The sequence below is a fragment of the Pelomonas sp. KK5 genome, from assembly GCF_001984095.1.
Classification (GTDB): domain Bacteria; phylum Pseudomonadota; class Gammaproteobacteria; order Burkholderiales; family Burkholderiaceae_C; genus KK5.
Genome location: NZ_LYVQ01000017.1, coordinates 23,466 through 46,767, shown reverse-complemented (window position 1 = coordinate 46,767; position 23,302 = coordinate 23,466). Strand labels below are relative to the sequence as shown.

Sequence of the window (23,302 nt, the reverse complement as noted above, 5' to 3'; positions counted from 1 at the left end):
AGCCCAGCTGGGGCGGCAAGCTCACCTCGACCGGGCGAAGACCCTCCTCCGCCTGCGGCGCCGGGGATGGCGATGGCGATGGCGATGGCGATGGCGACGGCGAAGGTGACGGAGAGGGCTCCGGGGACGGCGCGGGCGGAGGAGGGTCTTCGCCCGGTCGAGGTGAGCTTGCCGCCCCAGCTGGGCTCACCCGAAGAGGTGCCGGTGGTCGGTGCCCGGCCGGCCGCCTTGGCGGACCTGGGTCGCGGCGGCGCGGGTGCGGGCTCGGCCACCAATGTGTTCCGCCGACGCTTCCCGATCGCCAACACGCTGGACAACTCGGTCTGCGCCGGTGCCGATGTGCAGGCCGCACCAGGAGGCTCGTCGACGACTCGCTCGTGCTCGAATTGATGCTTCGACTGCTGCGCGCGGCGGCGTGTTTGCTGCTGTGGAGCGCGGCCACGGCCGGCGCGCAGTCGTCGCAGCCCCAGCCACGCGTCGCCTATGCGATGCACAGCGCGCGCATCAACCAGATCCGCCTGACACCGGACCTGCAGCGCCTGGTCACCGTCAGCGAGGACAAGACGCTGCGGGTCTGGCGTGCGCGTGACCTGGCCTTGATGCGCATGATCGCCGTGCCGAGCGAACCGGGTGAGGAGGGCGCACTGCGGGCGCTCGCCATCACGCCGGACGGGCGTGAGGTCATCGTCGGCGGCTGGACCGGCCTGGCCTGGTCCGATGGCAAGCGTTCGCAGGCCTACCGCTTCGACCTGCAGACCGGCCGCCTGCTGCAGGTCCTGCGCGGCTTCGAGGGCGTCATCGAATCGATGGCGATCAGCGCTGACGGGCGGCGCCTGGCGATCGGCCTGGGTGGCGGCGCGGGGCTGCGCGTGCTCGACTGGCCATCGGGCCGCGAACTCTGGGTCGACCGCGAGTACCACGAGCGGGTGGGCTTCGCCGACTTCTCGGTCGACGGCGCACTGGCCACGACCTCGGCCGACGGCTGCCTGCGCGTCTACGGTCCCGATGGCCGGCTCGCATTCCGGGCCGAGTATCCGCCGCGGGACGATGGGGGCGCGCAGTGCCGCGGCGGCGCGCTCGGGGGCGTGCGCTTCTCTCCCGACGGCGCGATGCTGGCCTTCGGCCTGCAGGACCGGCCGGAGATCGTCGTCTTCGATCCGCGTCGACAGCAGGTGCTGCAGCGGCTGAGCGTCAAGGATCCGGCGCAGCGCTCGCTGTGCTGTCCCAACTGGAGCGCCGATGGCAAGCGCCTGCACATGCACGGTAGCTTCGTCGGCGATGGCGCCACGCCGCTGTACCGCGTGACGCTGGCCAGCGGCGCGATCGAGCGCCTGCCGGTCGGCCGCCAGCGCTTCACCAACGTGCTGCCGCTGCTGGATGGCGAACTGCTCGTGTCCACCGTGGCGCCCAGCCTCGCCCGCATCGCGAACGACGGACGCGTGCTGGCCGAGGCCTTGCCGCCGAATGGCGACTTCCGCTTTGCCTGGGATGCGTGGCGGCTCGATGCCAATGCCGAGACGGTGCTGCTGCCGATGGACGCCTCCGGCGGCGAGCAGCGCCTCTTCAGGCTGGGAGAGCCGCCCGATGCTGCGTTCCGGGAGGCCCGCGAGGCCGACGGCAGCGGCCTCGCGCCTCCGGGCCGCGGTGGCGGGCTTCAGGTGGACGCGATGCTCGACGAACTGGGCTATGCCCAGCCGGTGCGCATCAATGGCAGCCCTGTACGGCTGAAGGCCTTCCAGTCGGTGCGCAGCTGGGCCGGGGACGCCAGGCGCGCGGTGCTCGGCACGCAATGGTCGGTGCTCCTGGCCGACGCCACGGGCCGCGTCCTGTGGGAGAACGATCTTCCCGCTCCGGCCTACCAGGTTGCGCTCAGTGCCAACGGCCGCTGGGTGGTGGCGGCCGTCGGAGACGGCACCTTGCGCTGGTACGAAGCGACGAGCGGGCGCGAGGCCATGGGCCTGTTCCTGCATCGCAACGGCCGCGACTGGATCGCCTGGCGACCCGACGGCAGCTACGCCAGCTCGCCCGGTGGCGACGAGTTCCTGGGCTGGCTGCGGAACCGGGGCGACGGGCGCGAACCGGCGTTCCTGCGGGCCGTGCAGTTCGAGCGCGATCTGTATCAGCCCGATCGGGTGCGGGCCGCGCTGCGCGAGGCGGACGAGTCGGCGATGCCTGCATCGCGCGGTGCCATGGCGCCGGCCTGGGCGAGGCTGGCGGCACCGGAAGTGCGGATCGAGGAACTGAACCCGGAACGTCGCGAGGTGCGGTTCACCGTGCATGCGGGCAGCGCCACAGTCCGCGAAGTCGGTGTGTACGCCGACGGCATTCCGGTGCTGCCGGGCGGCGCTCAGCTGCAGGCGGCGCGGCGGGGTGAACTGGCGCAGACGGTCGTGATACCGGCCAGCCTCCCGTTCGACCACATCCGCGTGGAGGCGCTCTCGGACGGCGTGATCGGCCTGGACGAGACGGCTGCGCTGCGTCCGCAGAGGGCCGCGCTCCCGGGGGCGGCAAAGGGGGTGCTGTGGGTGCTTGCCATCGGGGTGGAGCACTTCGAAGACTTCGAAGGATGTGGCCGAACGCGCGACTGCGACGTCTTCCTGCCCGACCTGCCGAACGCGCCCAGCGATGCCATCGAGCTGAGCAAGCTGCTGCGCGACCGTGCAGGATCGCTGTTCAGCGAGGTGCGCGCGACCGTGCTTTCGCATCGCCAGGGGCTGCCGCCGCGCAAGGACAACATCCTTCGCGCGCTCGAGGCGCTGCAGGGCGCGACGGCGCAGGACACGGTCGTCGTCTTCCTGGCCTCGCACGGCGTGGCCGATTCGTCGGGGCGCGAGTACTACTTCATGCCGGCCGGTGCGCGATCGCGCGAGATCGAGGGCCTGATCGGCGGGCCTTTGCCGGGCACCAAGGCCAGTCTGGACTCGCTCATCGGCGCCACCGAGCTGACCGATGCGATGCGCCGCGTGGCGGGCCGCCGCCTGCTCATCATCGACACCTGCCACGCAGGCGCCGTGGGCTTCAGCGGCAACCCCTACGCCATCACCAAAAGAAGCGCTGCCGCGAACTTCTCGACGCTGACAGCGTCGACCGGTACCGAGCTGTCGTACGAATCGGCGGATCCCGGCGTGGCCCACGGGGCCTTCACCTATGCGCTGCTTCGTGCGCTGGGCGGCGAACTGCAGAAGACATCGGAGGCCCGGCCGCTGACGCTGCAGACGGTATTCGAGCAGTTGCAGCCCGAGGTCCAGCGCAACATGAACAGGATCAACGCCGCCGCGCGTCGGCAACGGCCGTCGCACGTGGATCTCAGGCAGACACCATCGCTGGTGGCCAACGCCGCTTTGCGCGCTACGGTCCTGGCCGAGTTCGGCAAGCACCAAGATCGGTAGTCCGACCCGGCACGCTGGTTCAGAGCCAGCGCGACGGTGAGCGTCCTATGGGCGTCTTGTCCGATGGCTGTCCATCTCGGAGCGAAGGCGGTCAGCGGGCGAGTCAAAGTGCTTGCAGGGGTAGGTGGCGCAAGGCGTTCGGTGTACAGCTGTTAGAGACAATTGCTGCGGGTGATCGGCTAACAACCTGCGATTCGGGTTGTTGAGTACCGGGTCCCGACCCCTAGCAGAAGTCGAATTCTGCGCCCGCAACGCCTGCTCGTCGGCGTCTGGGAGACATTCGACGACGTGGACGGCTCGACCTTGTCCACGACCGCTCACGCATGCTCGATGGCCGCTGATCATGCAAGCAGCCGCTCCTTGAAATGCGTCGACGCAGGCGGCGCAAGCACGATGGGCCCCGGGCCCCAGAGATTCAGCGCAAGCCGCGTTTGACGGCCAGGCGAGAACGCGGTGCCGTGGGCGCGTCAATCTCTGCGGCCGCGCCTAGGCGCTCGGAGGCGCTGACGAACAAGTCGGTCATCGCGTCGTCGCCACGGGGCGCGCAGACGCATATCACACGGCAGCGCGTATCGCCGGCGTTGAGGTAGGCGTGCCCCATGTCGCTGTCGAAATAAACCGAGTCGCCCTCCTTCAAGCGAAGCGGCGCGTAGAGCTCGGAGTGGAACTCAAGCTCGCCTTCGAGCACGAGTGAGAACTCCTCGCCCGAATGGCGTATCAGGCCGCCGAACTCCTCCGTGAATTCCGCCAGCGTGCGTGCACGGATTTCCACGGCAATGGGCGTCATCGCCTTGTTCAACAACTCCGTGGCGAGATACAACTGGCGATAGCTGCTCGTCTCGATCAGTTGCCCGTCGCCCGCATGCTGCACCGCGCGCCGTCCGCTGCCGAGCGCCGTCCTGGGCGGGGGCGAATGAAGCTGCGGCTCAAGCAGGCTCGCAATGTCGACGCCCAGGCCTTTGCTCAGCAGCGTCAGCTTGTCGAACGACAGTGAGACTTGCCCTTTTTCCAGTTTGGATAAGGTGGAGATGGCCAGGCCCGTCTTCGCGCTCACCTGAGCGAGCGTCATGCGCTTGTCGAGCCGCAACGCGCGAATGGCCTGGCCTGGTGATTCTGCATTTACGCCGGGCAGGCGATCATTGGCGCTCATTCGCTTAACTTTAGCAGAATCGGCGATGAATCTCTCCTTTGGAGAACGCCCCCGCGATCGTGCGTTCTCTTAAGCTTCAATGCGTTGGAAACGCATGTGGCGCGTGCGGCCCGAATCGACACGGAACCCCGTGACCGCACCGTCGTGGCGGTCCACGCCCAGAACCATTCGCATTTTCGGAAACTCCGGGAGCGAAAGTGCGAACACGTCGGCCGAGAGCGCCGTCAGCACCATGTCGTTGACCGCGAAGTCGCCCGCCACGCGCAGCGTCCACGTGTCCCCATTGAGCAGGACCTGGGCGTCAACCCCGAGGTCGCGCGCGTGGTAGCGGCCCGCCAGCGGGGCCGCGGCGTCAGCGGGCGGCGCGTCGGGCAAGAGCTGAAGGCGGCGCTTCCAGCCCGATTCGGCAAGCTCGATTTCCGCAGGCGCCGTCTCCAGGTCGGCGAGCGCAGCCGTTGTCAGCTGGAACGGCCCCATCGCGAGGTCTTCGATGCCGATCCGAAGCGTCTCGCCTTCGTCGCGCAGCGGGACAGGCGCACTGTTCATGACCGTGAGGCCGAGCTTGCCGTCGGCGTCGGCGAAGCCCACGACCAGGCCGGTCTCGGGCGAGAGGTAGTGCTTGTCCAGCACGGCCTTGAAGCGCTCGGCCGTGGCACGCTCCTCGACGGGGCCAAGCACCTCGTCGCCCAGCATCGCGTCGATCACCTTGTTGGCCAGCTCAATCGCGTTCACGACGGCGCCATTGGTCATGATGATGACGTCAAGCTCATGGGCGGGCACGGTGATCATCTGGCAGGTGCCGCCGATGACGCTGCCTGAGTGCTGGATGACCCGGACGCCGCGGTAGTCGTGCACCATCAGGCCGAGCGCGTATGGGCTCGGCGTGCCGCTGGACAGCGGGACGGTCGTCGTCATCTGCTTCCACGAGGCATCGGTGCCGACCCTGTGCGGGCCACGCAGGTGGGCCAGCCAGCGCAGCATGTCGTCGATCGTCGAGATCATCGAGCCCTCGCCGCGATTCTCCTCCGTCGGGAAGATGCCCCGCCGCCAACTGCCGTCCGGTTGCGCCACGTGCAGCGTGGCCATATTGGGGTGGATCTCAAAGTCGCTCTGCACGCAGCGGGTGTCGATCATGCCCAGCGGCGTGAAGATGCGCTCCTCGAGGAAGCGCTCGAACTTCATGCCGCTGACCCGCTCGATCACCAGCGACAGCATGTGATAGCCGCCGTTGTTGTAGATCATCATCTCGCCCGGCGCGAAGTTGACCTCGGACTGTCGCAGCTGCGCATGCAGCGCGACGCCCTTGGGCTTGATGGCCATGCCGTCGCTCATGAAGCCGACATCGAGGTAGCAGCGGTAGCCGCCGGTGTGCGACATGAACTGACGCAGCGTGGGCTCCTTGGCCAGCTTGGGGAGCTCGGGCAGGTAGGTGCGTACGCCCACGTCGATGTCGAGCTTGCCTTCTTCCACCAGCAGCAGGGCTGCCAGGCAGGTGAAGTGCTTGGTTGTGGAGCCGATGCGCATGCGGGTCCAGGCCGTGTTGGCAACGCCCAGCTCGATGCTGGCCAGCCCGAAGCCACGCCGGTAGACAGTCTTGCCGTGCTGGGCGACGCCGACCACCAGGCCCGGCGCGTCGGCCTTGTTGGCGACCTGGAAGATGCCATCGAGGGCGGCCACGCCGGTCTTGGCGGCCTTGGTCTCGGGGGCGGTGGATTCATTCATGCAGGTCTCCTCGGGAACGAACAATGATCGGACAAGAATCGTCGGCGGCGGCCGGCGGTCGGGCGGGTTGACTTAAAGAAGCCGTGTCTTCGCCAGCATGGCCGGCGTGACGCCGGCGGCCAGGATGTCGGCCGGCAGTGGTTGGCCTGTCGCCAGGCAGGCCGCGGCGCGGCCCATTGCGGGCGCGGTTTGGATGCCGTAACCGCCCTGGCCGACAAGCCAGAAGAAGCCGGGCGCCACGGGGTCGAAGCCGACGACGGGAACGCCGTCCGGGCTGAACACGCGCAGGCCGGCCCAGCGATGGCGCACGCGACGCACCTGTACGCCCGTGGCCTGCTCGAACCGGTCAACGGCGATCGCGATGTCGAGTTCCTCTGGCTGGGCGTCGCACGGCGGGCTGGGATGCTCGTCGGCGGGAGACAGCAACATGAGGCCGGCGTCGGGCTTGAAATAGAACATTTCATCGATGTCGATCGCGGCCGGCCAGGACGAGGCTGTTGGGGCGTGCGCCTCCGGCACGTCGACCAGCACCGCCGTGCGCCGCCGCGGCTCGAGGCCCACCGGCGCCACGCCGGCGAGCCGAGCGATGCCGTCGCCCCACGCGCCGGCGGCATTGATCACGACAGGGGCCGATAGCGTGCCGGCCGTGGTCTCGACGAACCAGCGACCTTGGTCGGACCGCAGGCCCTTGACGGCATGATCGAAGCACACCTGGGCGCCGTTTGTGCGCGCCTGGCGCAGGAATGCCTGGTGCAGCGCATCGACGTCGATGTCGGCTGAACCTGTGTCGACAAGAGCGCTCCCGAGGTAGTCGGGCAGGAACACCGGGAGGCGCTCCCGGGCCCGGCTGCCGGTGAGTTCGAACGTGGCAGCGGCGATGTCGGGGCAGGCGCGGAACGCGGCGAGCGCCGCTGCCTGGTCGGGGCGTGCGAAGTAGAGCGTGTCGCGCGGCACCACGAGTGGCACTTCAGAGAACCCCGGGGGCGTATCGAAGAAAAACGACCGGCTGGCCCGCGTGAGCGCGCGGATGACGGGGTTGCCGTAGAGCGCGGAATAGAGCGCGGCGGAGCGACCGGTGGAGTGCATGCCTGCGTGCTGCTCGGCTTCGAGCACCGCAACCCTGGCCTGGCGCGAGAGGGGCGCCGCGACCGAGGCACCTGCCATGCCGGCGCCGATGACGATGAAGTCGAACTCCTTCAAGAGGCTCATTTTCAGACCTTCCTTCGCTGCTGTTTTCCAAAGTTTATACATATCGTATAAAAATTTCAATAAAGGAAAATATCATGGGTTGACTGCCGCATCGGTGCGGTTGAAGGCGTGCCCATGGTGGAGCGCGGCAGCGGTGCACAGCAAGTGCCCCGGTCTTCAATTTTCGTGCCATGTATAAGATTTCCACTTAGGAAAAAAATTATCCAAAAAATATAACAGATTTGCTAACATTGATCATCGCTTCGTTGTGGCCTCAGCCGGAGGGCCAGTCGCAGCGAAGCGTCGAGAACCGTCAACGTATTGGGGAACACCATGTCCGAAGTCGAGAATTCGTCCCGCCCTGCCTCTGCGGCTCCCAGGATCACGCTGCTGTCGACGCTGGTCTCGCTGGCTTGTGCCGCGATGGCGCCGGGGGCCCGGGCGCAGGAGGCCGCTGTGCAGCCGGTGGCGGTCGCACAGGCCGACGGCGCGTCGCCCACCAACGAAGCCAGTGGCGCCAAGGACACCCATGGCGCAAACCGCAGCGTTGAGGCCACGGTCGTCATCACCGCCACGCGCCGCCGCGAGCCGCAGCGTGAGGTGCCGATGCAGGTGCAGGCGATCGCTGCGGAGAAACTGCAGGAAGCCGGCGCGCGCCAACTGACCGACTACATGGCCGACCTGCCCGGCGTCAACGTCAACTCGGCCGGTGCCGGCTACAACACCGTCAGCATCCGCGGCGTAACCACCGGCTCGCAAACGATCTCCACCGTCGGCATCTACATCGACGACGTGGCGTTCGGCTCCAGCAACGCCAACGTCAATGGCGCGCAGACCGCGCTCGACCTCAGCCTGCTCGATCTGAACCACATCGAGGTGCTGCGCGGCCCCCAGGGTACGCTGTACGGTGCCGGCGCGATGGGCGGCCTGCTGAAATACGTCACCAACGAGCCCGACACCTACGAGCTGTCCGGCAAGGTGACGCTCGGCGCCAGCGCTACGAAGGGGGGCGGCATCGGCCACACCGAGAGCGCCGTGCTCAACGTGCCTCTGAAGGAGGATGTCGCCGCCCTGCGCGTCGCGCTGTTCCACGACCACGCCGGCGGTTACGTGGACGCGGTGGGCCCGGCGGCCGGCAGGAACCTCAACAAGGGCGACAGCAACGGCGGCCGCATCTCGCTGCTGCTCCAGCCCTCCAGCAAGCTCAAGGCGCGGCTGACGGCGCTGAGCGCGGAGATCAAGCGCGACGGCCACGACTACGTGGACTACAACGCGGCCACCGGTGAGCCCGTGGCCGGCGACTACAAGCGCACGCTGTCCGTGCGCGAGCCGTTCTCGACGAAGGTGCAGCTCGTCTCGGCCGACATCGAAGCCGAACTGGGCTGGGCGCGCTTCAACTCGATCACGTCGGCGCAGAGCTCAGGCCTGAGCAACCACTTGGACTTCACCGCGCTGTATGGCCCGCTGCTCGGCGCCACGGTGGACACGGTGCCGCTGAACGCCTTCTCGAAACTTCGCAAGCAGACGCAGGAGTTCCGCCTGACGTCCACGTCCAACAGCAACTTGGAGTGGCTGGGCGGCATCTTCTACACCCACGAGAGCGGCGCCAACGACCAGTTCATCGAAAGCACGCTGCCCAACGGTGGAGGCCCGGGCCCCACGCAGCTGAGCGTCAGCCTGCCCAGCCATTTCACCGAACTGGCCGCCTACGGCGACATCACCTGGAAGGCGACGCCTCGCCTGTCTATCACCGGGGGCATCCGCATCGCGCGCAACCGGCAGGACTTTGCGGAACTGCTGAGCGGTCCGCTGTCCGGCGGCGGCGTCAATCTGAACGGCAGGTCGAAGGAGACCAGCAAGACCTACCTCGCCACCGCCAGCTACGCCCTGGATCCGACCAGCAACATCTATGTGCGCGCCGCCAGCGGCTACCGTCCCGGCGGCCCGAACAGCGTCGTCTACGACCCGGCGACCGGCCAGCCGCTGGCGCCGCCGACCTTCAATCATGACTCCCTGTGGAGCTACGAGGCCGGCTACAAGGCCGACCTGCTGGACAAGACGCTGTCGCTGGAGGCCTCGGTCTACGACATCCGGTGGCATGACCTTCAGCAGTTCACCTCGGTCAATGGCTTCAGCGTGATCACCAACGGCGGCAAGGCCCAGGTGGACGGCGCCGAGTTCTCGCTTCGCTACAAGCCGACCCGGGACTTGAGCTTCAACGGCAGCCTGTCCTATCTCGATGCGCGCCTGACCGAGGGCGCTTCCGGTCTCGGCCAGTCCGGCGCGCCGCTGCCCAACAGCGCCCGCCTGTCCGCCAGCCTGGGCGCCCGCTACGACTTCGCCGTCGCGGGCCATGCCGCATGGGTCAGCGGCTCCGAGCGCTACGTCGGGAAGCGCAACGCCGGCTTCGACGGCAGCACCACGCTGCCCAATTTCCTGATGCCTGCCTACTTCATGACCGACCTGCAGGCCGGCGTCGACCTGCAGCGCGTGCAGCTGTCGATGTACGTCCGCAACGTGTTCGACCGCCGGGCGATCATGTCGGCCAATACGTCCTACGTGTCGATCGGCGGTCCCGTGCAGGCCACTGTTGCCCAGCCTCGCGCAATCGGTGTCACCCTGAGCACTTCGTTTTGACATGACTGTCGAACGCCGTCCGCTGCGGGTCTTCGTCGCCGGCCTGATGCACGAGACCAACAGCTTCTCGCCGCTGCCCACCAGCCTGCGCAACTTCGGGGCCGACTGCGCCTACCGGCCGCCGGCGCTCGAAGGCCGGGCCGCGGCGCTCGATTTCGCCGGCTACGGCGATGCCCTGCGCACGGTGGCGGCGTATGGCGACGAGGCGATCGAAGGACCGTGCTGGTGGACGCAGCCGTCGGGCCCGTGCCCGGCGCCACTCTATGCCGTCCTGCGCGACTCGGTGCTCGACGCGTTGCGCGCCGCCGGCCCCGTCGACGCGGTGTTGCTGGTGCTGCATGGCGCGATGATGGCCGAGGGCACGCCGGACTGCGAGGGCGACATCCTGGAAGCGGTGCGCGCGCTGGTCGGCGCCGATGTGCCGGTCGGCGCGGTGCTGGATCTTCACGGCAACGTCGGCGAGCGCATGATCGCCAGCGGGGCCATCCTGATCGGGGTGAAGGAGTACCCGCACGTTGACTACCGCCCGCGCGTCGAGGAACTGCACGCGATCCTGGCCGGCATGGCCCGCGGCGGCCCGCGGCCGACGATGTTCCTGCGCACGATACCCGTGCTCGGCCTGCAGGGCACGACGGAGCAGCCGATGCGCGGCTTCGTCGAGGCGCTGCAGGCCGTGGAAGGGCGTGACGGCATCGTCTCGGCGACCTTGATGCACGGATTCCCCTGGTCCGACTGGGCCCAGACCGGCGCCTCGGTGCTGATCGCCGCCATCGGCGCCGATCCGGCCCGCATCGCCGCCATCGCCGATGAGCTCGCGGCGCGCTACACCGCCATCGTCACCGGCACGCCGGTGCGGCGGCTGGACGTCGCCGGGGCGGTGGACGCTGCGCTGGCGATCCCTCCCGGCCGCGGGCCGGTGGTCATCGCCGACAGCTCCGACAACCCCGGCGGCGGCGCCGCCTGCGATAGCACTTTCCTGCTGCGCGAGCTGCTTGCGCGCGGGGTTCGCGATGCGGCGCTCGGCATGATCTGGGATCCGCAGGCCGCGCAGATCGCCGCCGATGCCGGCGTCGGTGCCAGCCTGCGCCTGCGCGTGGGTGGCAAGGTCGGCCCCTTGTCAGGCGATCCCGTCGACCTGCTGGTGGAAGTGCTGGCCGTGCGCGCCGACGTGAAGCAACGCCAATTCAGCGCCGAGCCCAGGGCGCCGCTGGGGCTGGCCGTGGCCCTGCGCGCCGGCGGTGTCGACTTCGTCGTCAACTCGATCCGCCAGCAGGTCTTCGGGCCCGAATGCTTCACGGAGTTGGGCATCGACGTGGCGAGGAGGACACTGGTCGTCGTCAAGTCGAGCCAGCATTTTCGTGCCTGCTTCGATGCGCTCGCCCGGGCCACCGTCTATTGCAATGCGCCGGGATCGCTCAACACCGACCTCGCACAGATGCCCTACGAGCACCTGCGTCCGCTGCCTGGCGCCGGTGTCCACGCCATCGACCGGCCTGTGCTGCGCCTGCGTTTCCCCACCTGAGTCATGGATCTCGACCACATGCCCACGTCCGCTCCCGCCCGCACGCTAAGTTTGTGCAGACCGGCCCAGTCGGCCGGCGCCTCCATCGCCCTCGTCGCGCTCGCACTGCTCGGCGGTACCGCCGCGCGCGCCGTGCTCAGTCCGCTGCAGGAGCTATTGCAGTCCGACCTCGGTTTCAGCGACAACCAGGTCTCCTTGCTCCAGGGCGTGGCGACGGCCTTGCCTCTGGCCGTGGTGTCCATGCCGCTCGGCCGCCTCGTCGACCGTACGAACCGCACGCGGCTGCTGATCACGCTGGTACTGCTTTGCGCGGTGGGCAGCGCGCTGACGGCGCTCGCACACAGCTTCCCGGTCATGTTCGTCGCCCGCATGATGGTTGGCGTGGCCGGCTTCGCTGCGCTGCCGGCCGCCGTCTCCCTGGCCGCCGATCTCTCGCAGCCGGCCAAGCGCAGCAAAGTGATTGCGCTGCTTGGCATGGGCCAGGTGGTTGGGGTCGGCGGTGCCTTTTTCTTCGCAGGCAGCCTGCTTGACCGCCTGCCGGCAGCGCTTGACGCAGGCGCCGGCTTGGGCACGCTGGCCTCGTGGCGAATGGTGCAGCTCCTGTTTTCGGGCGGGATGCTGGCCCTCGCGCTGATGCTGCTCCTGCTGCGCGAGCCTGCGCGCCAGGAGGTCGAGCACGCCGAGGTCAAGGGCCTGCGTGCCGTGCTCGTCGAACTGGCCGAGCATCGTCGCGTGCTGGTGCCGTTGGTCGTCGGCATGATCAGTGTCGGCATGGCGGATTCCGCGGCCAATATCTGGGCGGTGCCGGTGCTCACCCGCTCGCTGCATCTCCAACCGGCCGATTTCGGCGCGTGGATGGGCTTGCTGCTGACGGCGGCCGGCTTCCTCGGTGTGATCGTTGGCGGCGTGGCGGGCGACCTCGGACAACGATTCGGCGGAAATTCGGGCTTGCTGGGCGCCGCGGCGGTGGTGGCGGCGCTTGCGACGCCGATGGCGTTTTTCCCGCTGATGTCCTCGGTGTGGGGCTTCGCCGCGCTGCTGGGCTCGCTGATGCTGTTCGGTACCTCGGCCGGCATCATCGGCACCGCTGCCATCACGGTGACGATCCCCAACGAGTTGCGTGGTATCAGCCTCAGCCTGGTCGCCACGTTCGGCAACCTGATCGGGCTCGGCGTCTCGCCGACGCTGGTCACGTTCGTGGCCCAGGTCGCCGGCTATGGCGCCGACATCCGCGTGCCGCTTGCCGCCGTCGGCCTGACCGCGAGCCTGATCAGCGTGGCGGCGTACCTGGTGGCGATGCGTGCGGTGCGTGCCGCGCAGCCCCATTCGACCTGAGTCCGGTCCCGATCCCTCGTTCACCATCACCAGAACACGAGTTCCTCATGCCTGTGCTTCAAGAACCCCTTTCCCACTTCCTCGGCGATGCGGCGGCGGCCGCCCGGCGCACCTACCAGGGGCAGGTCCATGCTGCTTGAGTGCACCAGCGGGGCCGAGGTCTGGAACCTGACGGAGCCGTTCGAGATCTCGCGCGGGTCGATGTCGGATGTGAATGTGCTGATCGTCCAGTTGCGCGACGCTGAAGGTCGAATCGGGCGCGGCGAGGCCGCAGGCGTCCCCTACGACGACGAGACACCGGCCTCGATGGCGAAGCAGGTTCAGGACGTCAAGGCTGAACTCGGCTCCGACCTGAGCGGCGAGGACTTGTTGCGGCTGCTGCCGTCGGGAGGCGCACGCAACGCGCTCGACTGCGCCCTGTGGGACCTGCGCGCCAAGCAGTCGGGTCGGAGGTTCTGGGAGCTGGCTGGACGTGACCTCGTGCAAGCTGTCAACACGGCCTACACGATCGGGCTGGGATCGGAGGCGGACGTTCGCCGCAAGGTCCGTGCGGCACGGCACATGCCCTTGCTCAAGCTGAAGGCCGATGCGACACGCCATGTCCAGATGGCCCGCATCGCGCGCGAGGAGCACCCGGATGCCCGGCTGGTCATCGATGCCAACCAGGCGTGGGATCTGGCGCTGGTCGAGTTGATCCTCCCTGAGCTCTTCGGGCTGGGCGTGGAATTGATCGAGCAGCCGGTTCCGCGAGGCACCGATGCCCAACTCGACGGCCTGGGCTCCCCGATCCCGCTGGCCGCCGATGAGTCCTGCAAGGACAGGGGCTCGCTCGAGCAACTGGTGGGTCGCTACCAGTTCGTCAACATCAAGCTGGACAAGACCGGCGGCCTGACCGAAGCGCTGGCGCTGGCGCGAACCGCGCGCCAGATGGGCTTCGGATTGATGGTCGGAAATATGGGCGGCACCTCGCTGGCCATGGCCCCTGCACACCTGATCGCGCAGGACTGCGCTTATGTGGACCTCGATGGACCGCTTCTGCTGAAGAGCGACCGCGAGCCGGCCATGGCCTACGAAAACGCCTTGCTGCATCGGGCGAGCCGGGCGCTCTGGGGCTAGCTAACATCTCCAGGGTCTTGTCGCCAGTCCTCGTGGCAGCGTCGAGTCTGTCCAGCTGAGCAACAAGGGACTCCAAGGCCAAGGCATTGGCGGCCGAGCTGTTCCGAACAAACCTGGCTGTATCGGCAGTATCGATGGCCGCCATCGGCGGTGGTCAGATCTGAGCCATGCCCCCGTCCACGAACAGCTCGATCCCGTTGACGAAGCTGGCTGCGTCGGAGGCCAGGAAGGCCACCGCCTTGCCGATCTCGCCCGGCTCGCCCAGGCGCCCCAGCGGCACCTGCGAAGCCAGGTAGTCGAACAGACCCTGGCGGGACTCATCGGGCACCAGGCCACCGAGGCCGGGTGTGCGGACCGGGCCGGGGCTGATGGCGTTGACGCGGATGCCGCGATCCTTCAGGTCCAGCGCCCAGGAGCGGGCGAAGTTGCGTACGGCGGCCTTGCTGGCGCTGTAGACGCTGAACGCGGCCGTGCCCTGGATGGAGGTGGTCGACGACGTCAGGATCACCGAGGCGCCGTCGGTCAGCAGCGGCAAGGCCTTCTGCACGGTGAACAGCACGCCGCGCACGTTGGTGCCGAAGATGCGGTCGAAGTGCTCTTCGGTGATGGCGCCCAGCGGGAGCATGTCGCCGCCGCCGGCATTTGCGAAGAGGATGTCCAGCCTGCCGGCCGTGCGGGCGATCTGCGCGTACACCGCGTCGAGGTCGGCCAGCACCGACGCATCGGCGCGCACAGCCGTGGCGGCCGGCCCGATCTCGGCCACTGCGGCATCGAGTTCCGCCTGGCGGCGGCCGGTGATGAAGACCCGCGCTCCCTGCGCCGCCAACTCCTTGGCCGCGCCCAGGCCGATGCCACTGCTGCCGCCGGTGACCAGGGCGACCTTGCCTTCGAGTTGCTTGCTCATGATGAATTCCTTGGGATGAGTTGAATGGAATGGATGCAACTCTAGGGCGTCATGATTGAGCGATAAATAGCAGTTAAAAGAATGACTATCCACATATGTGGATAATCTGAGGATCGCAAAATCGAGGCGCGGGAGATGGACCAACTGCTGGCGATGCGCGCCTTCGCGCGAGTGGTGGAAGCCGGCGGATTTACCCGCGCCGCCGATTCGCTGGACATGCCGGTCGCCACGGTCAGCAAGCAGGTGCAGGAACTGGAGGCGCACCTGGGCGTGCGCCTGCTGCAGCGCACGACTCGGCGGGTGACGGTGACCCCGGAGGGCCTGGACTACTACGCCAAGGCCACCCGGATCCTGCGCGACCTCGAAGACGTGGACGCCTCCTTCACCGTTGCCCGCGGCAAGCCGCGTGGCCATCTGCGTGTCGACGTGGGGGGCTCGACGGCCCGCGACGTACTCATCCCGCTGCTGCCCGACTTCCTGGCCCGCTATCCCGACATCCGCATCGATCTGGGCGTGTCCGATCGCCAGGTGGACCTGATCGGCGACAACGTCGACTGCGTGATCCGCGGCGGTCCTCTGGACAGCTCATCCTTGATCGCCCGCCGGCTCGGCGAGGCGGCCCTGATCACCTGCGCGACGCCCGGCTATCTCAAGCAGTACGGGACGCCGGCCTATCCGGAGGAACTCCGCAATGGCCACCGGCTCGTCAGCTACCTGTCGAGCCAGACGGGCCGGGCCGTGCCCTTCCGGTTCGAGCGCGATGGCGAAAGGACCGAGTTCAAGATCGACCATCGTGTCGGCGTGAACGAGAGCAATGCGCACCTGGCCGCGTGCCTGGCCGGACTGGGCATCGTGCAGACCTTCGCGTATGCGGCGGAGTCGGCGCTGCGCCAGCGGCGACTGGTGGAGATCCTGGCGTCCTGGCGGCCCGCGCCGTACCCCTTCCACGTCGTGTATCCCCAGACGCGCCACCTGACGCACCGTCTGAGGGTGTTCATCGACTGGCTGGTCGAAGCGTTCCCGGCCCGGGTCGGCAGGGATGTCTGCGTGATGTCGAAATGATGCCGATGGCCGGCAGGGCCGGTCCCGCTATCGACAGGCGCCGGGCCAGATCAAGCGTAGGTATCGACGTTGCGTCCGAGAGTACCTTCAGAGGCCGGAACAGGCGGCTGCGGCAGGGCATCGAGCAGCGCAGCGGCGCCGCTTGCCTGGGCGTCGATGGCCTTGCGAAGCACCAACAGGCCGGCCTCGGTGCCCACCGAATCAGCCGTGCCGTTGGAGGCGGCCCTGACAGCGGCATTCACGGCGGTGGAGTTGGTGATGTTCATGCGGACAGTATCGGCAATTCCTGGTCGAGCTTGATTGTGGACCTGCCGAGTCCGGCGCGGCGGATTCAAGCCAGGTCGAACCAGATCCACCGGGCATCGGTTCGCGGTGCCACTGTCACGCGCCTGACCGTCGACAGTTGCAGGCCATCGCCACCCCGCAATTCCAGGGGCTGCGGCTCGCCGTCGACCTCTGCCATGACAACACCCTCGAGCACCTGGAGCCAGCCGTAGCGGCCGCTGGAGAGCTCATGGCTGTAGCGCTGGTCCGATGCCCCGTCGACGGTCCAGACGCTCACCGGCGCCCGGAGATGGAGTACGCCTGCCTGCTCCTGCGCGCTGGCGATCAGGCGCGGGCCTTCAGCGGGGCGCAGTGCTTCCTGCAGAAGCTGGTATCGCGGCGGGAGTTCGTCTGCGTTGCCATGCAGCCAGATCTGGAACAGATGCGTCGGCGCATCTGCCGCCGGGTTGCGCTCCGAATGCCTGACGCCAGTGCCGGAGCTGATGAGCTGGACATCCCCCGCACGCAGGCGCCCGAGATGGCCGGCCGAGTCCCTGTGCTCGAGCTCTCCGGACAGCATGAAGGTCAGGATCTCGAAATGGTCGTGCGCATGCTCGGCGAAGCCCGACCCGCCGGCGATGATGTCCTCGTTGATCACGCGCAAGGCGCGAAAGCCCATCCGCGTCGGGTCGTTGAAGGAGCCGAAGGAAAACGTGTAGTGAGCCTGAAGCCATCCGGTCCTGGACCAGCCTCGGGCCTGCCGATCGTGAAAGACATCGCTCATCGACTGCCGCACCAAAGGAGCTTGTTCATTGCGGCTTTATAGCTGGGTTCATGGACCATGCGGGACATCCCGGATCGTCCCCGGCCCATCGAGCCTCGACGACCTTGGGCGACGCAGGGCCGAGTGCCGGGATTTGTTGTGATCGATTTCTGGAGTTCGTGGTTCGGTGCATGGTGCTGGTGCGCGCCGGTTCATCTCATTTGTCCATGGCGCTGCGCGCCACCTGCAGCCAATGATGGCTGGAATCGCTGCGCGAGAGGCTCTCGCCGGACGCGCTGTTCGTCGATCTCAGGCGACCACTGCTCCTGCCGCGGTCCGGCGCATGAGGTGAGGAGCCAGTGGCTCAGCGCGCCGGCGCCAGGCCGACCACGCAAGCTGCGATCCTGACGATCAGACCCGGTCGCCGGCGCAGAACACGATGTCTAGCCCGGCATCGGCTCACGCAGCGTCACGAACTCCTCGGCCACCGTCGGGTGGATGCCCAGGGTGCTGTCGAAGAGTGCCTTGGTGGCACCCGCGCGCATGGCCACGGCGAAGCCTTGAACGATCTCGCCGGCATCGGCGCCGACCATGTGCAGGCCGACGACGCGGTCGGTCTTCCTGTCTACCACCAGCTTCATGAAGCTGCGTTCCGTGCGGCCGGACAGGGTGTGGCGCAGTGCCCTGAATTCGCTGGAGTAGATCGCAACGTCGCCGAACTTCGCGCGCGCATCGGCTTCGCTGTAGCCGCAGGTGCCGACATTGGGGTGCGTGAACACCGCCGTCGGAATGAACTCGTAGTCGAGCCGGCGCTTGCCCTGGCCGAAGAGCGCGTCGACGACCACCATCGCCTCGGCGAGCGCCACCGGCGTCAGCGGGACGCGGGTGCAGACGTCGCCGACGGCTTGGATCGAGGGCACCGAGGTCCGGTAGTGCGCATCGACGACGATCGCGCCTTTGTCGTTCACCTTGACGCCGGCGGCCTCCAGCCCCAGGCCTTCGGTATTGGGTCGGCGGCCGGTGGCGAACAGCACCGCGTCGGCCTCGATCTGCTCGGCCCGCGTCAAGGTGACGAGCAAGCCGCCGGGCCCGCGCGAGAGCGCCGTGACCTCGCTGTTCAGATGCAGCTTGACGCCGGCTTTCGTCATCTCGCCGGCCAGGAACTGGCGGACGTCGTCGTCGAAGCCGCCCAGCACATGAGCGCGGCGGTGCAGCAGCGTCACCTCGGCGCCGAGGCCGTTGAAGATCGAGGCGAACTCGCAGGCGATGTAGCCGCCGCCGACCACCAGCAGCCGGCGCGGGAAGGGATCGAGATCGAACATCGCGTCGGAACTGAGGGCCAGCTCGCTGCCCGGCATCTCGGGCATGAAGGGCGTGCCGCCGGTGGCCACGAGCAGGTGGCGAGCGCTGTGCCGGCGGCCGTCCACCTCGACCGTGTGCGCATCCACCAGTTGCGCCCAGCCGTTCAGCACGGTGACGCCGGCCGTCTCCAGCAGTGAGCCGTAGATGCCGTTGAGCCGGCGGATCTCCGCGGCGCGCTGGGTCTTCAGCCGCGCCCAGTCGAAGCGCGGCGGCTCGGGCAGTTCCCAGCCGAAGCCCGCCGCTTCCTCGAAGGCCTCGGCATAGCCGGCGGCGTAGCTGTAGAGCTTCTTGGGCACGCAGCCGACGTTGACGCAGGTGCCACCCAGCTCGGCCGCCTCGGCCAGCCCGACGCGCGCACCCAGTTGGGCCGCCTGGCGCGCAGCGCGCACGCCGCCGCTGCCGCCGCCGATGACGAAGAAATCGAAGTCGTAGTGACGCATCAGTCAGGGGCTCCTTGCTTGCGCCGCAACACGACCGGCTGGCCGCCGTAGCGATGCTTGGACATCCATGCGGCCAGGGCCGAGTCGAGGTAATCGGCATGGCCGGGAAACCATTGGAGCAGGTGGATCGCGAAATCGCGCGCCAGGGCCTCGTTGCCGGCACCCGATTCGAGCGCCTGGCGAACCTCGCGCGCAGACTTCAGCACCGCCGCATGCTCTTCCCGATGGCAGTCCGCCGGCGGGAACTTGGAACTGCGCATCCATTCCTCTTCCTGGGAGAAATGATCGACGGCATGGGCTTCGAAGTCACGCACTGCTGCCAAGGCCGTGCCGGCCTCGCAGGTGAGCAGGCGCAGCGCCACCTCATAGAACTCCTTGTGGGTCTCGTCCATCGGGCCGAAGCCGAGCAGGCGTGCGTCCGACCACAGGAAGCTGCTGTCGGCGTGGGCTCGCGGCGCCTCGATGTCGCGCATGGCTGGATTCATCGTCATGTTGGCGCGTTCACAGCAGCACGGAGACCTGATCGAAGCCCAGGCGTGGACTGCGCTCGAACAGGCCGGCCGGGTCGCCATGCCCCAGGTTCAAGAGGTAGTTCACCTGCCAGCGTCCGTCGGGGAAGAACTCGGCATTGACCTTGGCCGCGTCGAAGCCGCTCATCGGCCCGCAGTCGAGGCCCAGTGCCCGCGCCGCGACCATGAAGTAGGCACTGCCCAGCGTGCCGTTGCGGGTCGCCGTGCCGGTGGCCAGGGCGGGGTTGCCTTCGAACATCGCCTGGGCGTTGGGGTTGTGGGGGAAGACCTGCGGCATGAACTCGTAGAAGCGGGTGTCGGTGGCGACGATGGCCACGACCGGCGCCTGGCGGACCTTCTGCACATTGCCCGGCATCAGGGCCGGCATCAGGCGGGCCTTGGCAGCCTCGGTCGTGAGGAAGACATAGCGCGTGGGCTGCGTGTTCATCGAGGTCGGGCCCATCTTGGTCAACTCGTAGATCTCGCGCAGCAACTCGATGGATACCGGCTTGTCGATGAAGCCGTTGGGCGTGCGAGCGTGGCGGAAAACGCGGTCGAGCAGGTCGTTGGATTCAGTCATGGTCGGCTTGAGTGTGAGAGTGAAGAACAGGGCGAATGAGTCGATTCAGAAAAAAGGTGATCGGGACCGGGAGGTCCGCGCCGCTGCTGGCGCGCAAAGGCCATCGGCGTCGTGCCCGTCAGGCGCTTGAAGGCCTGGCGGAACGCCCGCTCTGACGCATAGCCAAGACGAGCGGCCACGTCTCCCACCGGCAGTTGCCTCGCGAGCAAGTCGCGGGCGCAATGCATGCGCCAGGCCAGCAGGTAGCGCATCGGCGTCTCGCCCACCCGAGCCAGGAAGCGCTCGCTGAAGACGGTGCGAGACAAACCTGCCTGCTGCGCCAGGCGCGCCAGCGTCCAGTGCTGGCCGGGCTTGCGGTGCATGGCGAACAACGCCCGGGCCAGCGCCGGGTCCGTGAGGCCCTGGAGCCAGCCGGCCGCATGCGCCGGTGAAGACAGCAGGTGGCGGCGCAGCAGGTCGTTGAGCAGCAACTCGGCAAGCCGCCGCGCCTGGGCTGCGAAGCCGGGAAGGCCGCGACCCGATTCGTTGCCAAGGAAACCGAGCGCCGAGGCGGTCCAGGGCGAGGCATGGGCAGGCCGCGGCACCCGCAGGCGGTCGGGCAGCGAGGCCAGCAGCGGATGGTGCTCGCCGTCCTCGAAGCCGAAGGCCAGCGTCAGCAGCTGGGTGCGTTCGACGACACCGGCGTTCCAGGACAGGCGCATCGCGGCCGGCGGGCTCTCGTGCCGGTCGAAGCGGAGGTCCGGCGGCATGCTCGCCTCCCACACCTCGCCCCAGGGCAGGCGCGCCAGGCCGGGCGCGCTGCCCAGCGTGTAGCGCCCCTTGCGCAGCACCACCAGGGCATCGCCGGGTTCCAGCCAGATGCCGGCACCCGGCGATGCATCGGGCTCGGCCCACCAGCAGCGGCCCTCCAGCACCATCAGGCAGTGAGCGGGCGCGTAGTCCCAGGCAAAGCACCACGGCAGGCCGAAATCGAAATGCCCGACCGCCGCGGCCTGGACGCGAAGGCTGTCGAGCAGCGGGCTCAGCGTGTCCATATCAGTTTTCCATGGCGCTGCGCACCACCCGCAGGCGATGAAGCCGGGCGGTATGGGTGTTTCGGGCCGTCCGCGCCGGGCCGCTCCCAGGCAGGCCCGCGTGGCGATATGCTTGGGGCTCGATGCCCCAAGCATCGCCGTCCCTCCGGGGGACCGGCCAAGGTACTCCTTGGACGAGGGGCTCCATCTGATGGCTGGACGATTCAGCCGACATGCCGGCCTGCGCAGCATGGCACCGCCCGTCGCCACCGGCCACCATCACCGGACCCCAACGACAACCGGAGACGGCGATGTATCCCTTCGAGGACGGACAGACTTTTCCAAGGAACCATTGGTATATCGCGGCCTGCAGCCATGAGCTGGGACGTGCCTTGTTCGAACGCACGATCCTTGAAGAGCGCCTGGTGTTCTATCGCAAGGAGGATGGCACGCCGGTGGCGCTGGACGGCATCTGCCCGCACCGCAACCTGCCGATGGCGCAGGGCATGCTGGAGGGCGACGCGGTGCGCTGCGGCTACCACGGCTTCCGCTTCGAGGCCGACGGGCGCTGCACGAACATTCCCAGCCAGTCCGCCGTGCCCGCCAGCTTCGCCACGCGCAGCTACCCGGTGCTGGAACGCTGGCAATGGATCTGGGTGTGGATGGGCGATCCTGCCCAGGCCGACCCCGCCTTGCTGCCCGACATGGATGTCGCGGGCCTGGGCGCGCCGGGCTGGCGCGCCGACAGCAATGGCGTTGTCCACCTGAAGTCCCGCTTCTCGCTGCTGATCGACAACCTGATGGACCTGTCCCACATCGCCTTCGTCCACGTGAAGACGATCGGCAAGCAGCTGACCGAGGCGGCCGAGGTGACTGAAGAAAACGGACGCGTGCATGTGATCCGCTGCACGCCCGATCAGCCGGCGGAGGGCTTCCACCGCTTCCTCCACCCGCGCTGCCCGGGCCCGGTCGACCTCACCACGCGCTCCGACTTCCTCGGGCCCGGCCTGATCTGCGCCGGCGGCCCCTACAGCGTGATGTCGGGCACCGGCGAGCCCGTGGGCCGATTGAACTTCGTGCATGGCCTGACCCCGGAAACCCGGCACAGCACCCATTACTTCCCCGCGGTGTCGCGCGACTTCCGCCTTGACGACGACGGGCTGTCGCAGGCCCTGCTCGGGAAGGAGCGCTCGGTGCTGGCCGAGGACATCGCCGCGCTGGAACAGGTGGAGATCGTGGTGCAGCGCCAGGGCGACACCCGGCGTGAGCTGTCGGTGCTGGCGGACGCCGGCGCGATCCGCGTGCGCCGTCGGCTGATCGCGATGATGAAGGCCGAGTTGCAAGGAGCACCTGATCTCAGTTGAACAAGGCGCCGGGCCAGTGGACGACCGCCTGCTGGATCGCAGGCAGTTCGCGCAGCCGCGCGGCGTAGGCGGCCACCGCGGGCCGCTTGCCGTCCCGCCAGAACGTGTCCGCGCCCATATTGGCCATGCGCAGCAACTCGATGGCCCAGTAGAGGTCCGCCATCGTCACCTGGTCGGCCAGCAGCCACGCCGTCGTGGCGGCCTGGCGTTGCTGCTCCAGCATCGCGCAGGCCGATTCGGCGGTGGCATAGGCCTCGCGCATGCGCGCTTCCGTGAACAGCTGCTGCGCCGCGCTCAACTCCTTGGCGTGCTTGGCGGTGTAGCCACGCACCAGCACCTCGTCGTCGGCGAACTCCGCCAGGTAGCGTTCGCAGCGCTCCACCTTGCTCATCGCAAAGTCGACGCCGTTCTTGCCACGCTGCCCGGCGGGGCGAAGGTCTTCGCCGGGCGGCTTGCCGCTGAGCATCTGGTAGTTGGGCAGGTTGTCGATGATGTCCAGCTCGGCGTCGATCGCCGGCGCCAGGGCGAGCGGTCGCAGGCTGCGCGCGCCGCCTGCCACCGCGACGTCGTCGATGTGCCGGCAGATGCGCTTGGAGTCCACCACCACGGTGCCTGCGTCCCAGTCCACCAGCGTGGGCACCACGGCCGCATCGCAACCACCACCCGAGGCCACCGAGGTGCTGCCGGTATGCCGGTCCACCAGCTTCGCCCCGATCTGCTCGCAAGCCAGCATGCGCAGGCGCACATGGGCCGGAAGATAGGTCTGGCCGCTGAACAGGTTCATCATGTGCGAGCGGTAGGGAAGGCCGTGCAGGGCGAGCACCGCGCGCACCTTCTGCGAGCAGACCGAATTGGCCGCGCTGAACAGCTCGAAGCGCGGCAGCGTGCGGGTGGAAGAAGACGCGCCGATCAGCTCGCCCTCGCTGTCGATGGCGGCACGGGTGTCGGCCACGAGGGCCTGTATCGATGCATTCATGCGCTT

General features: G+C 68.1%; 19 protein-coding genes. 8 read left to right on the top strand and 11 right to left on the bottom strand.

Annotated elements, in window-relative coordinates; all coding sequences use genetic code 11:
• Positions 1–66: 66 nt before the first annotated feature.
• Both B0W88_RS33450 and B0W88_RS04125 read left to right on the top strand, forming a co-directional pair.
• Positions 67–390 carry a hypothetical protein gene (locus tag B0W88_RS33450; protein WP_077033388.1) on the top strand — a complete coding sequence of 108 codons (324 nt, stop codon included), beginning with the start codon at positions 67–69 and terminating at the stop codon, positions 388–390.
• A complete protein-coding gene (locus B0W88_RS04125; protein ID WP_144006594.1) occupies positions 378–3,389 on the top strand; it encodes a caspase family protein in 3,012 nt (1,003 codons plus the stop codon). The genes B0W88_RS33450 and B0W88_RS04125 overlap by 13 nt, the downstream gene beginning before the upstream one ends.
• A gap of 415 nt (positions 3,390–3,804) precedes the next feature.
• On the opposite strand, the gene B0W88_RS04120 is transcribed toward B0W88_RS04125, so the two are convergent.
• The 3 genes from B0W88_RS04120 to B0W88_RS04110 all read right to left on the bottom strand — a co-directional run bounded on the left by B0W88_RS04120 (position 3,805) and on the right by B0W88_RS04110 (position 7,470).
• The gene (locus tag B0W88_RS04120; protein WP_077033386.1) at positions 3,805–4,539 is read right to left on the bottom strand and encodes a helix-turn-helix domain-containing protein; all 735 of its coding nucleotides are present in this window, start codon (positions 4,537–4,539) and stop codon (positions 3,805–3,807) included.
• Positions 4,540–4,608: 69 nt separating this feature from the next.
• Entirely contained in the window at positions 4,609–6,261 is a 1,653-nt protein-coding gene (locus tag B0W88_RS04115; protein WP_077033385.1) for a serine hydrolase, read from the bottom strand.
• A 72-nt stretch (positions 6,262–6,333) separates the two neighbouring features.
• Positions 6,334–7,470 carry an FAD-binding oxidoreductase gene (locus tag B0W88_RS04110; protein ID WP_077033384.1) on the bottom strand — a complete coding sequence of 379 codons (1,137 nt, stop codon included), beginning with the start codon at positions 7,468–7,470 and terminating at the stop codon, positions 6,334–6,336.
• A 312-nt stretch (positions 7,471–7,782) separates the two neighbouring features.
• On the opposite strand from B0W88_RS04110, the gene B0W88_RS04105 reads away from it, so the two are divergent.
• From B0W88_RS04105 to dgcA, 4 genes are all read left to right on the top strand, one after another.
• Complete coding sequence (locus tag B0W88_RS04105) at positions 7,783–10,086, top strand: TonB-dependent receptor (RefSeq protein WP_233151615.1); 2,304 nt, start codon at positions 7,783–7,785, stop codon at positions 10,084–10,086.
• Position 10,087: 1 nt separating this feature from the next.
• A complete protein-coding gene (locus tag B0W88_RS04100) occupies positions 10,088–11,608 on the top strand; it encodes a M81 family metallopeptidase (RefSeq protein WP_083748567.1) in 1,521 nt (506 codons plus the stop codon).
• A gap of 3 nt (positions 11,609–11,611) precedes the next feature.
• The gene (locus tag B0W88_RS04095; RefSeq protein ID WP_083748566.1) at positions 11,612–12,943 is read left to right on the top strand and encodes an MFS transporter; all 1,332 of its coding nucleotides are present in this window, start codon (positions 11,612–11,614) and stop codon (positions 12,941–12,943) included.
• Between the two features lie 129 nt (positions 12,944–13,072).
• Complete coding sequence (dgcA, locus tag B0W88_RS04090) at positions 13,073–14,059, top strand: N-acetyl-D-Glu racemase DgcA (RefSeq protein ID WP_077033382.1); 987 nt, start codon at positions 13,073–13,075, stop codon at positions 14,057–14,059.
• A gap of 154 nt (positions 14,060–14,213) precedes the next feature.
• On the opposite strand, the gene B0W88_RS04085 is transcribed toward dgcA, so the two are convergent.
• Entirely contained in the window at positions 14,214–14,963 is a 750-nt protein-coding gene (locus tag B0W88_RS04085; protein ID WP_077033381.1) for an SDR family NAD(P)-dependent oxidoreductase, read from the bottom strand.
• Positions 14,964–15,098: 135 nt separating this feature from the next.
• Here B0W88_RS04085 and B0W88_RS04080 point away from each other — a divergent pair, with 135 nt between their 5' ends.
• Positions 15,099–16,025: a LysR family transcriptional regulator gene (locus B0W88_RS04080; protein ID WP_077033380.1), complete on the top strand. Its 927-nt coding sequence runs from the start codon at positions 15,099–15,101 to the stop codon at positions 16,023–16,025.
• A gap of 50 nt (positions 16,026–16,075) precedes the next feature.
• Here B0W88_RS04080 and B0W88_RS04075 read toward each other — a convergent pair whose 3' ends face one another.
• The 6 genes from B0W88_RS04075 to B0W88_RS32520 form a co-directional block, all read right to left on the bottom strand.
• Entirely contained in the window at positions 16,076–16,291 is a 216-nt protein-coding gene (locus B0W88_RS04075) for a putative motility protein (protein WP_077033379.1), read from the bottom strand.
• A gap of 65 nt (positions 16,292–16,356) precedes the next feature.
• The gene (locus tag B0W88_RS04070; protein WP_144006593.1) at positions 16,357–17,073 is read right to left on the bottom strand and encodes a pirin-like bicupin family protein; all 717 of its coding nucleotides are present in this window, start codon (positions 17,071–17,073) and stop codon (positions 16,357–16,359) included.
• A 422-nt stretch (positions 17,074–17,495) separates the two neighbouring features.
• Positions 17,496–18,854: a glutathione-disulfide reductase gene (gene gorA, locus B0W88_RS04065; protein ID WP_077033377.1), complete on the bottom strand. Its 1,359-nt coding sequence runs from the start codon at positions 18,852–18,854 to the stop codon at positions 17,496–17,498.
• Positions 18,854–19,345, bottom strand: a complete 492-nt coding sequence (locus B0W88_RS04060) for a bacteriohemerythrin (RefSeq protein ID WP_077033376.1) — start codon at positions 19,343–19,345, stop codon at positions 18,854–18,856. The genes gorA and B0W88_RS04060 overlap by 1 nt, the downstream gene beginning before the upstream one ends.
• Positions 19,346–19,355: 10 nt before the next feature.
• Complete coding sequence (locus B0W88_RS04055; protein ID WP_077033375.1) at positions 19,356–19,943, bottom strand: malonic semialdehyde reductase; 588 nt, start codon at positions 19,941–19,943, stop codon at positions 19,356–19,358.
• On the bottom strand, positions 19,940–20,977 hold the full coding sequence (locus tag B0W88_RS32520; protein ID WP_077033374.1) for an AraC family transcriptional regulator: 1,038 nt from the start codon (positions 20,975–20,977) through the stop codon (positions 19,940–19,942). Before B0W88_RS32520 ends, B0W88_RS04055 begins: the two co-directional genes overlap by 4 nt.
• 212 nt (positions 20,978–21,189) lie before the next feature.
• On the opposite strand from B0W88_RS32520, the gene B0W88_RS04045 reads away from it, so the two are divergent.
• A complete protein-coding gene (locus tag B0W88_RS04045; RefSeq protein WP_083748565.1) occupies positions 21,190–22,320 on the top strand; it encodes a Rieske 2Fe-2S domain-containing protein in 1,131 nt (376 codons plus the stop codon).
• Here B0W88_RS04045 and B0W88_RS04040 read toward each other — a convergent pair.
• A complete protein-coding gene (locus tag B0W88_RS04040; RefSeq protein ID WP_077033372.1) occupies positions 22,313–23,296 on the bottom strand; it encodes a glutathione S-transferase family protein in 984 nt (327 codons plus the stop codon). The two genes, B0W88_RS04045 and B0W88_RS04040, sit on opposite strands and share 8 nt — an antisense overlap.
• Between the last annotated feature and the right edge of the window lie 6 nt (positions 23,297–23,302).

Bases quoted from the DNA above. Each gene is read 5' to 3' on its own strand.
- B0W88_RS04105 (WP_233151615.1), top strand. From the start codon at position 7,783: ATGTCCGAAGTCGAGAATTCGTCCCGCCCTGCCTCTGCGGCTCCCAGG.
- B0W88_RS04075 (WP_077033379.1), bottom strand. From the start codon at position 16,291: ATGAACATCACCAACTCCACCGCCGTGAATGCCGCTGTCAGGGCCGCC.
- B0W88_RS04100 (WP_083748567.1), top strand. From the start codon at position 10,088: ATGACTGTCGAACGCCGTCCGCTGCGGGTCTTCGTCGCCGGCCTGATG.
- B0W88_RS04115 (WP_077033385.1), bottom strand. From the start codon at position 6,261: ATGAATGAATCCACCGCCCCCGAGACCAAGGCCGCCAAGACCGGCGTG.
- B0W88_RS32520 (WP_077033374.1), bottom strand. From the start codon at position 20,977: ATGGACACGCTGAGCCCGCTGCTCGACAGCCTTCGCGTCCAGGCCGCG.
- B0W88_RS04055 (WP_077033375.1), bottom strand. From the start codon at position 19,943: ATGACTGAATCCAACGACCTGCTCGACCGCGTTTTCCGCCACGCTCGC.
- gorA (WP_077033377.1), bottom strand. From the start codon at position 18,854: ATGCGTCACTACGACTTCGATTTCTTCGTCATCGGCGGCGGCAGCGGC.
- B0W88_RS04120 (WP_077033386.1), bottom strand. From the start codon at position 4,539: ATGAGCGCCAATGATCGCCTGCCCGGCGTAAATGCAGAATCACCAGGC.
- B0W88_RS04080 (WP_077033380.1), top strand. From the start codon at position 15,099: ATGGACCAACTGCTGGCGATGCGCGCCTTCGCGCGAGTGGTGGAAGCC.
- B0W88_RS33450 (WP_077033388.1), top strand. From the start codon at position 67: ATGGCGATGGCGATGGCGATGGCGATGGCGACGGCGAAGGTGACGGAG.
- B0W88_RS04110 (WP_077033384.1), bottom strand. From the start codon at position 7,470: ATGAGCCTCTTGAAGGAGTTCGACTTCATCGTCATCGGCGCCGGCATG.
- B0W88_RS04085 (WP_077033381.1), bottom strand. From the start codon at position 14,963: ATGAGCAAGCAACTCGAAGGCAAGGTCGCCCTGGTCACCGGCGGCAGC.
- B0W88_RS04060 (WP_077033376.1), bottom strand. From the start codon at position 19,345: ATGACGATGAATCCAGCCATGCGCGACATCGAGGCGCCGCGAGCCCAC.
- B0W88_RS04070 (WP_144006593.1), bottom strand. From the start codon at position 17,073: ATGAGCGATGTCTTTCACGATCGGCAGGCCCGAGGCTGGTCCAGGACC.
- dgcA (WP_077033382.1), top strand. From the start codon at position 13,073: ATGCTGCTTGAGTGCACCAGCGGGGCCGAGGTCTGGAACCTGACGGAG.
- B0W88_RS04040 (WP_077033372.1), bottom strand. From the start codon at position 23,296: ATGAATGCATCGATACAGGCCCTCGTGGCCGACACCCGTGCCGCCATC.
- B0W88_RS04045 (WP_083748565.1), top strand. From the start codon at position 21,190: ATGCCGGCCTGCGCAGCATGGCACCGCCCGTCGCCACCGGCCACCATC.
- B0W88_RS04095 (WP_083748566.1), top strand. From the start codon at position 11,612: ATGGATCTCGACCACATGCCCACGTCCGCTCCCGCCCGCACGCTAAGT.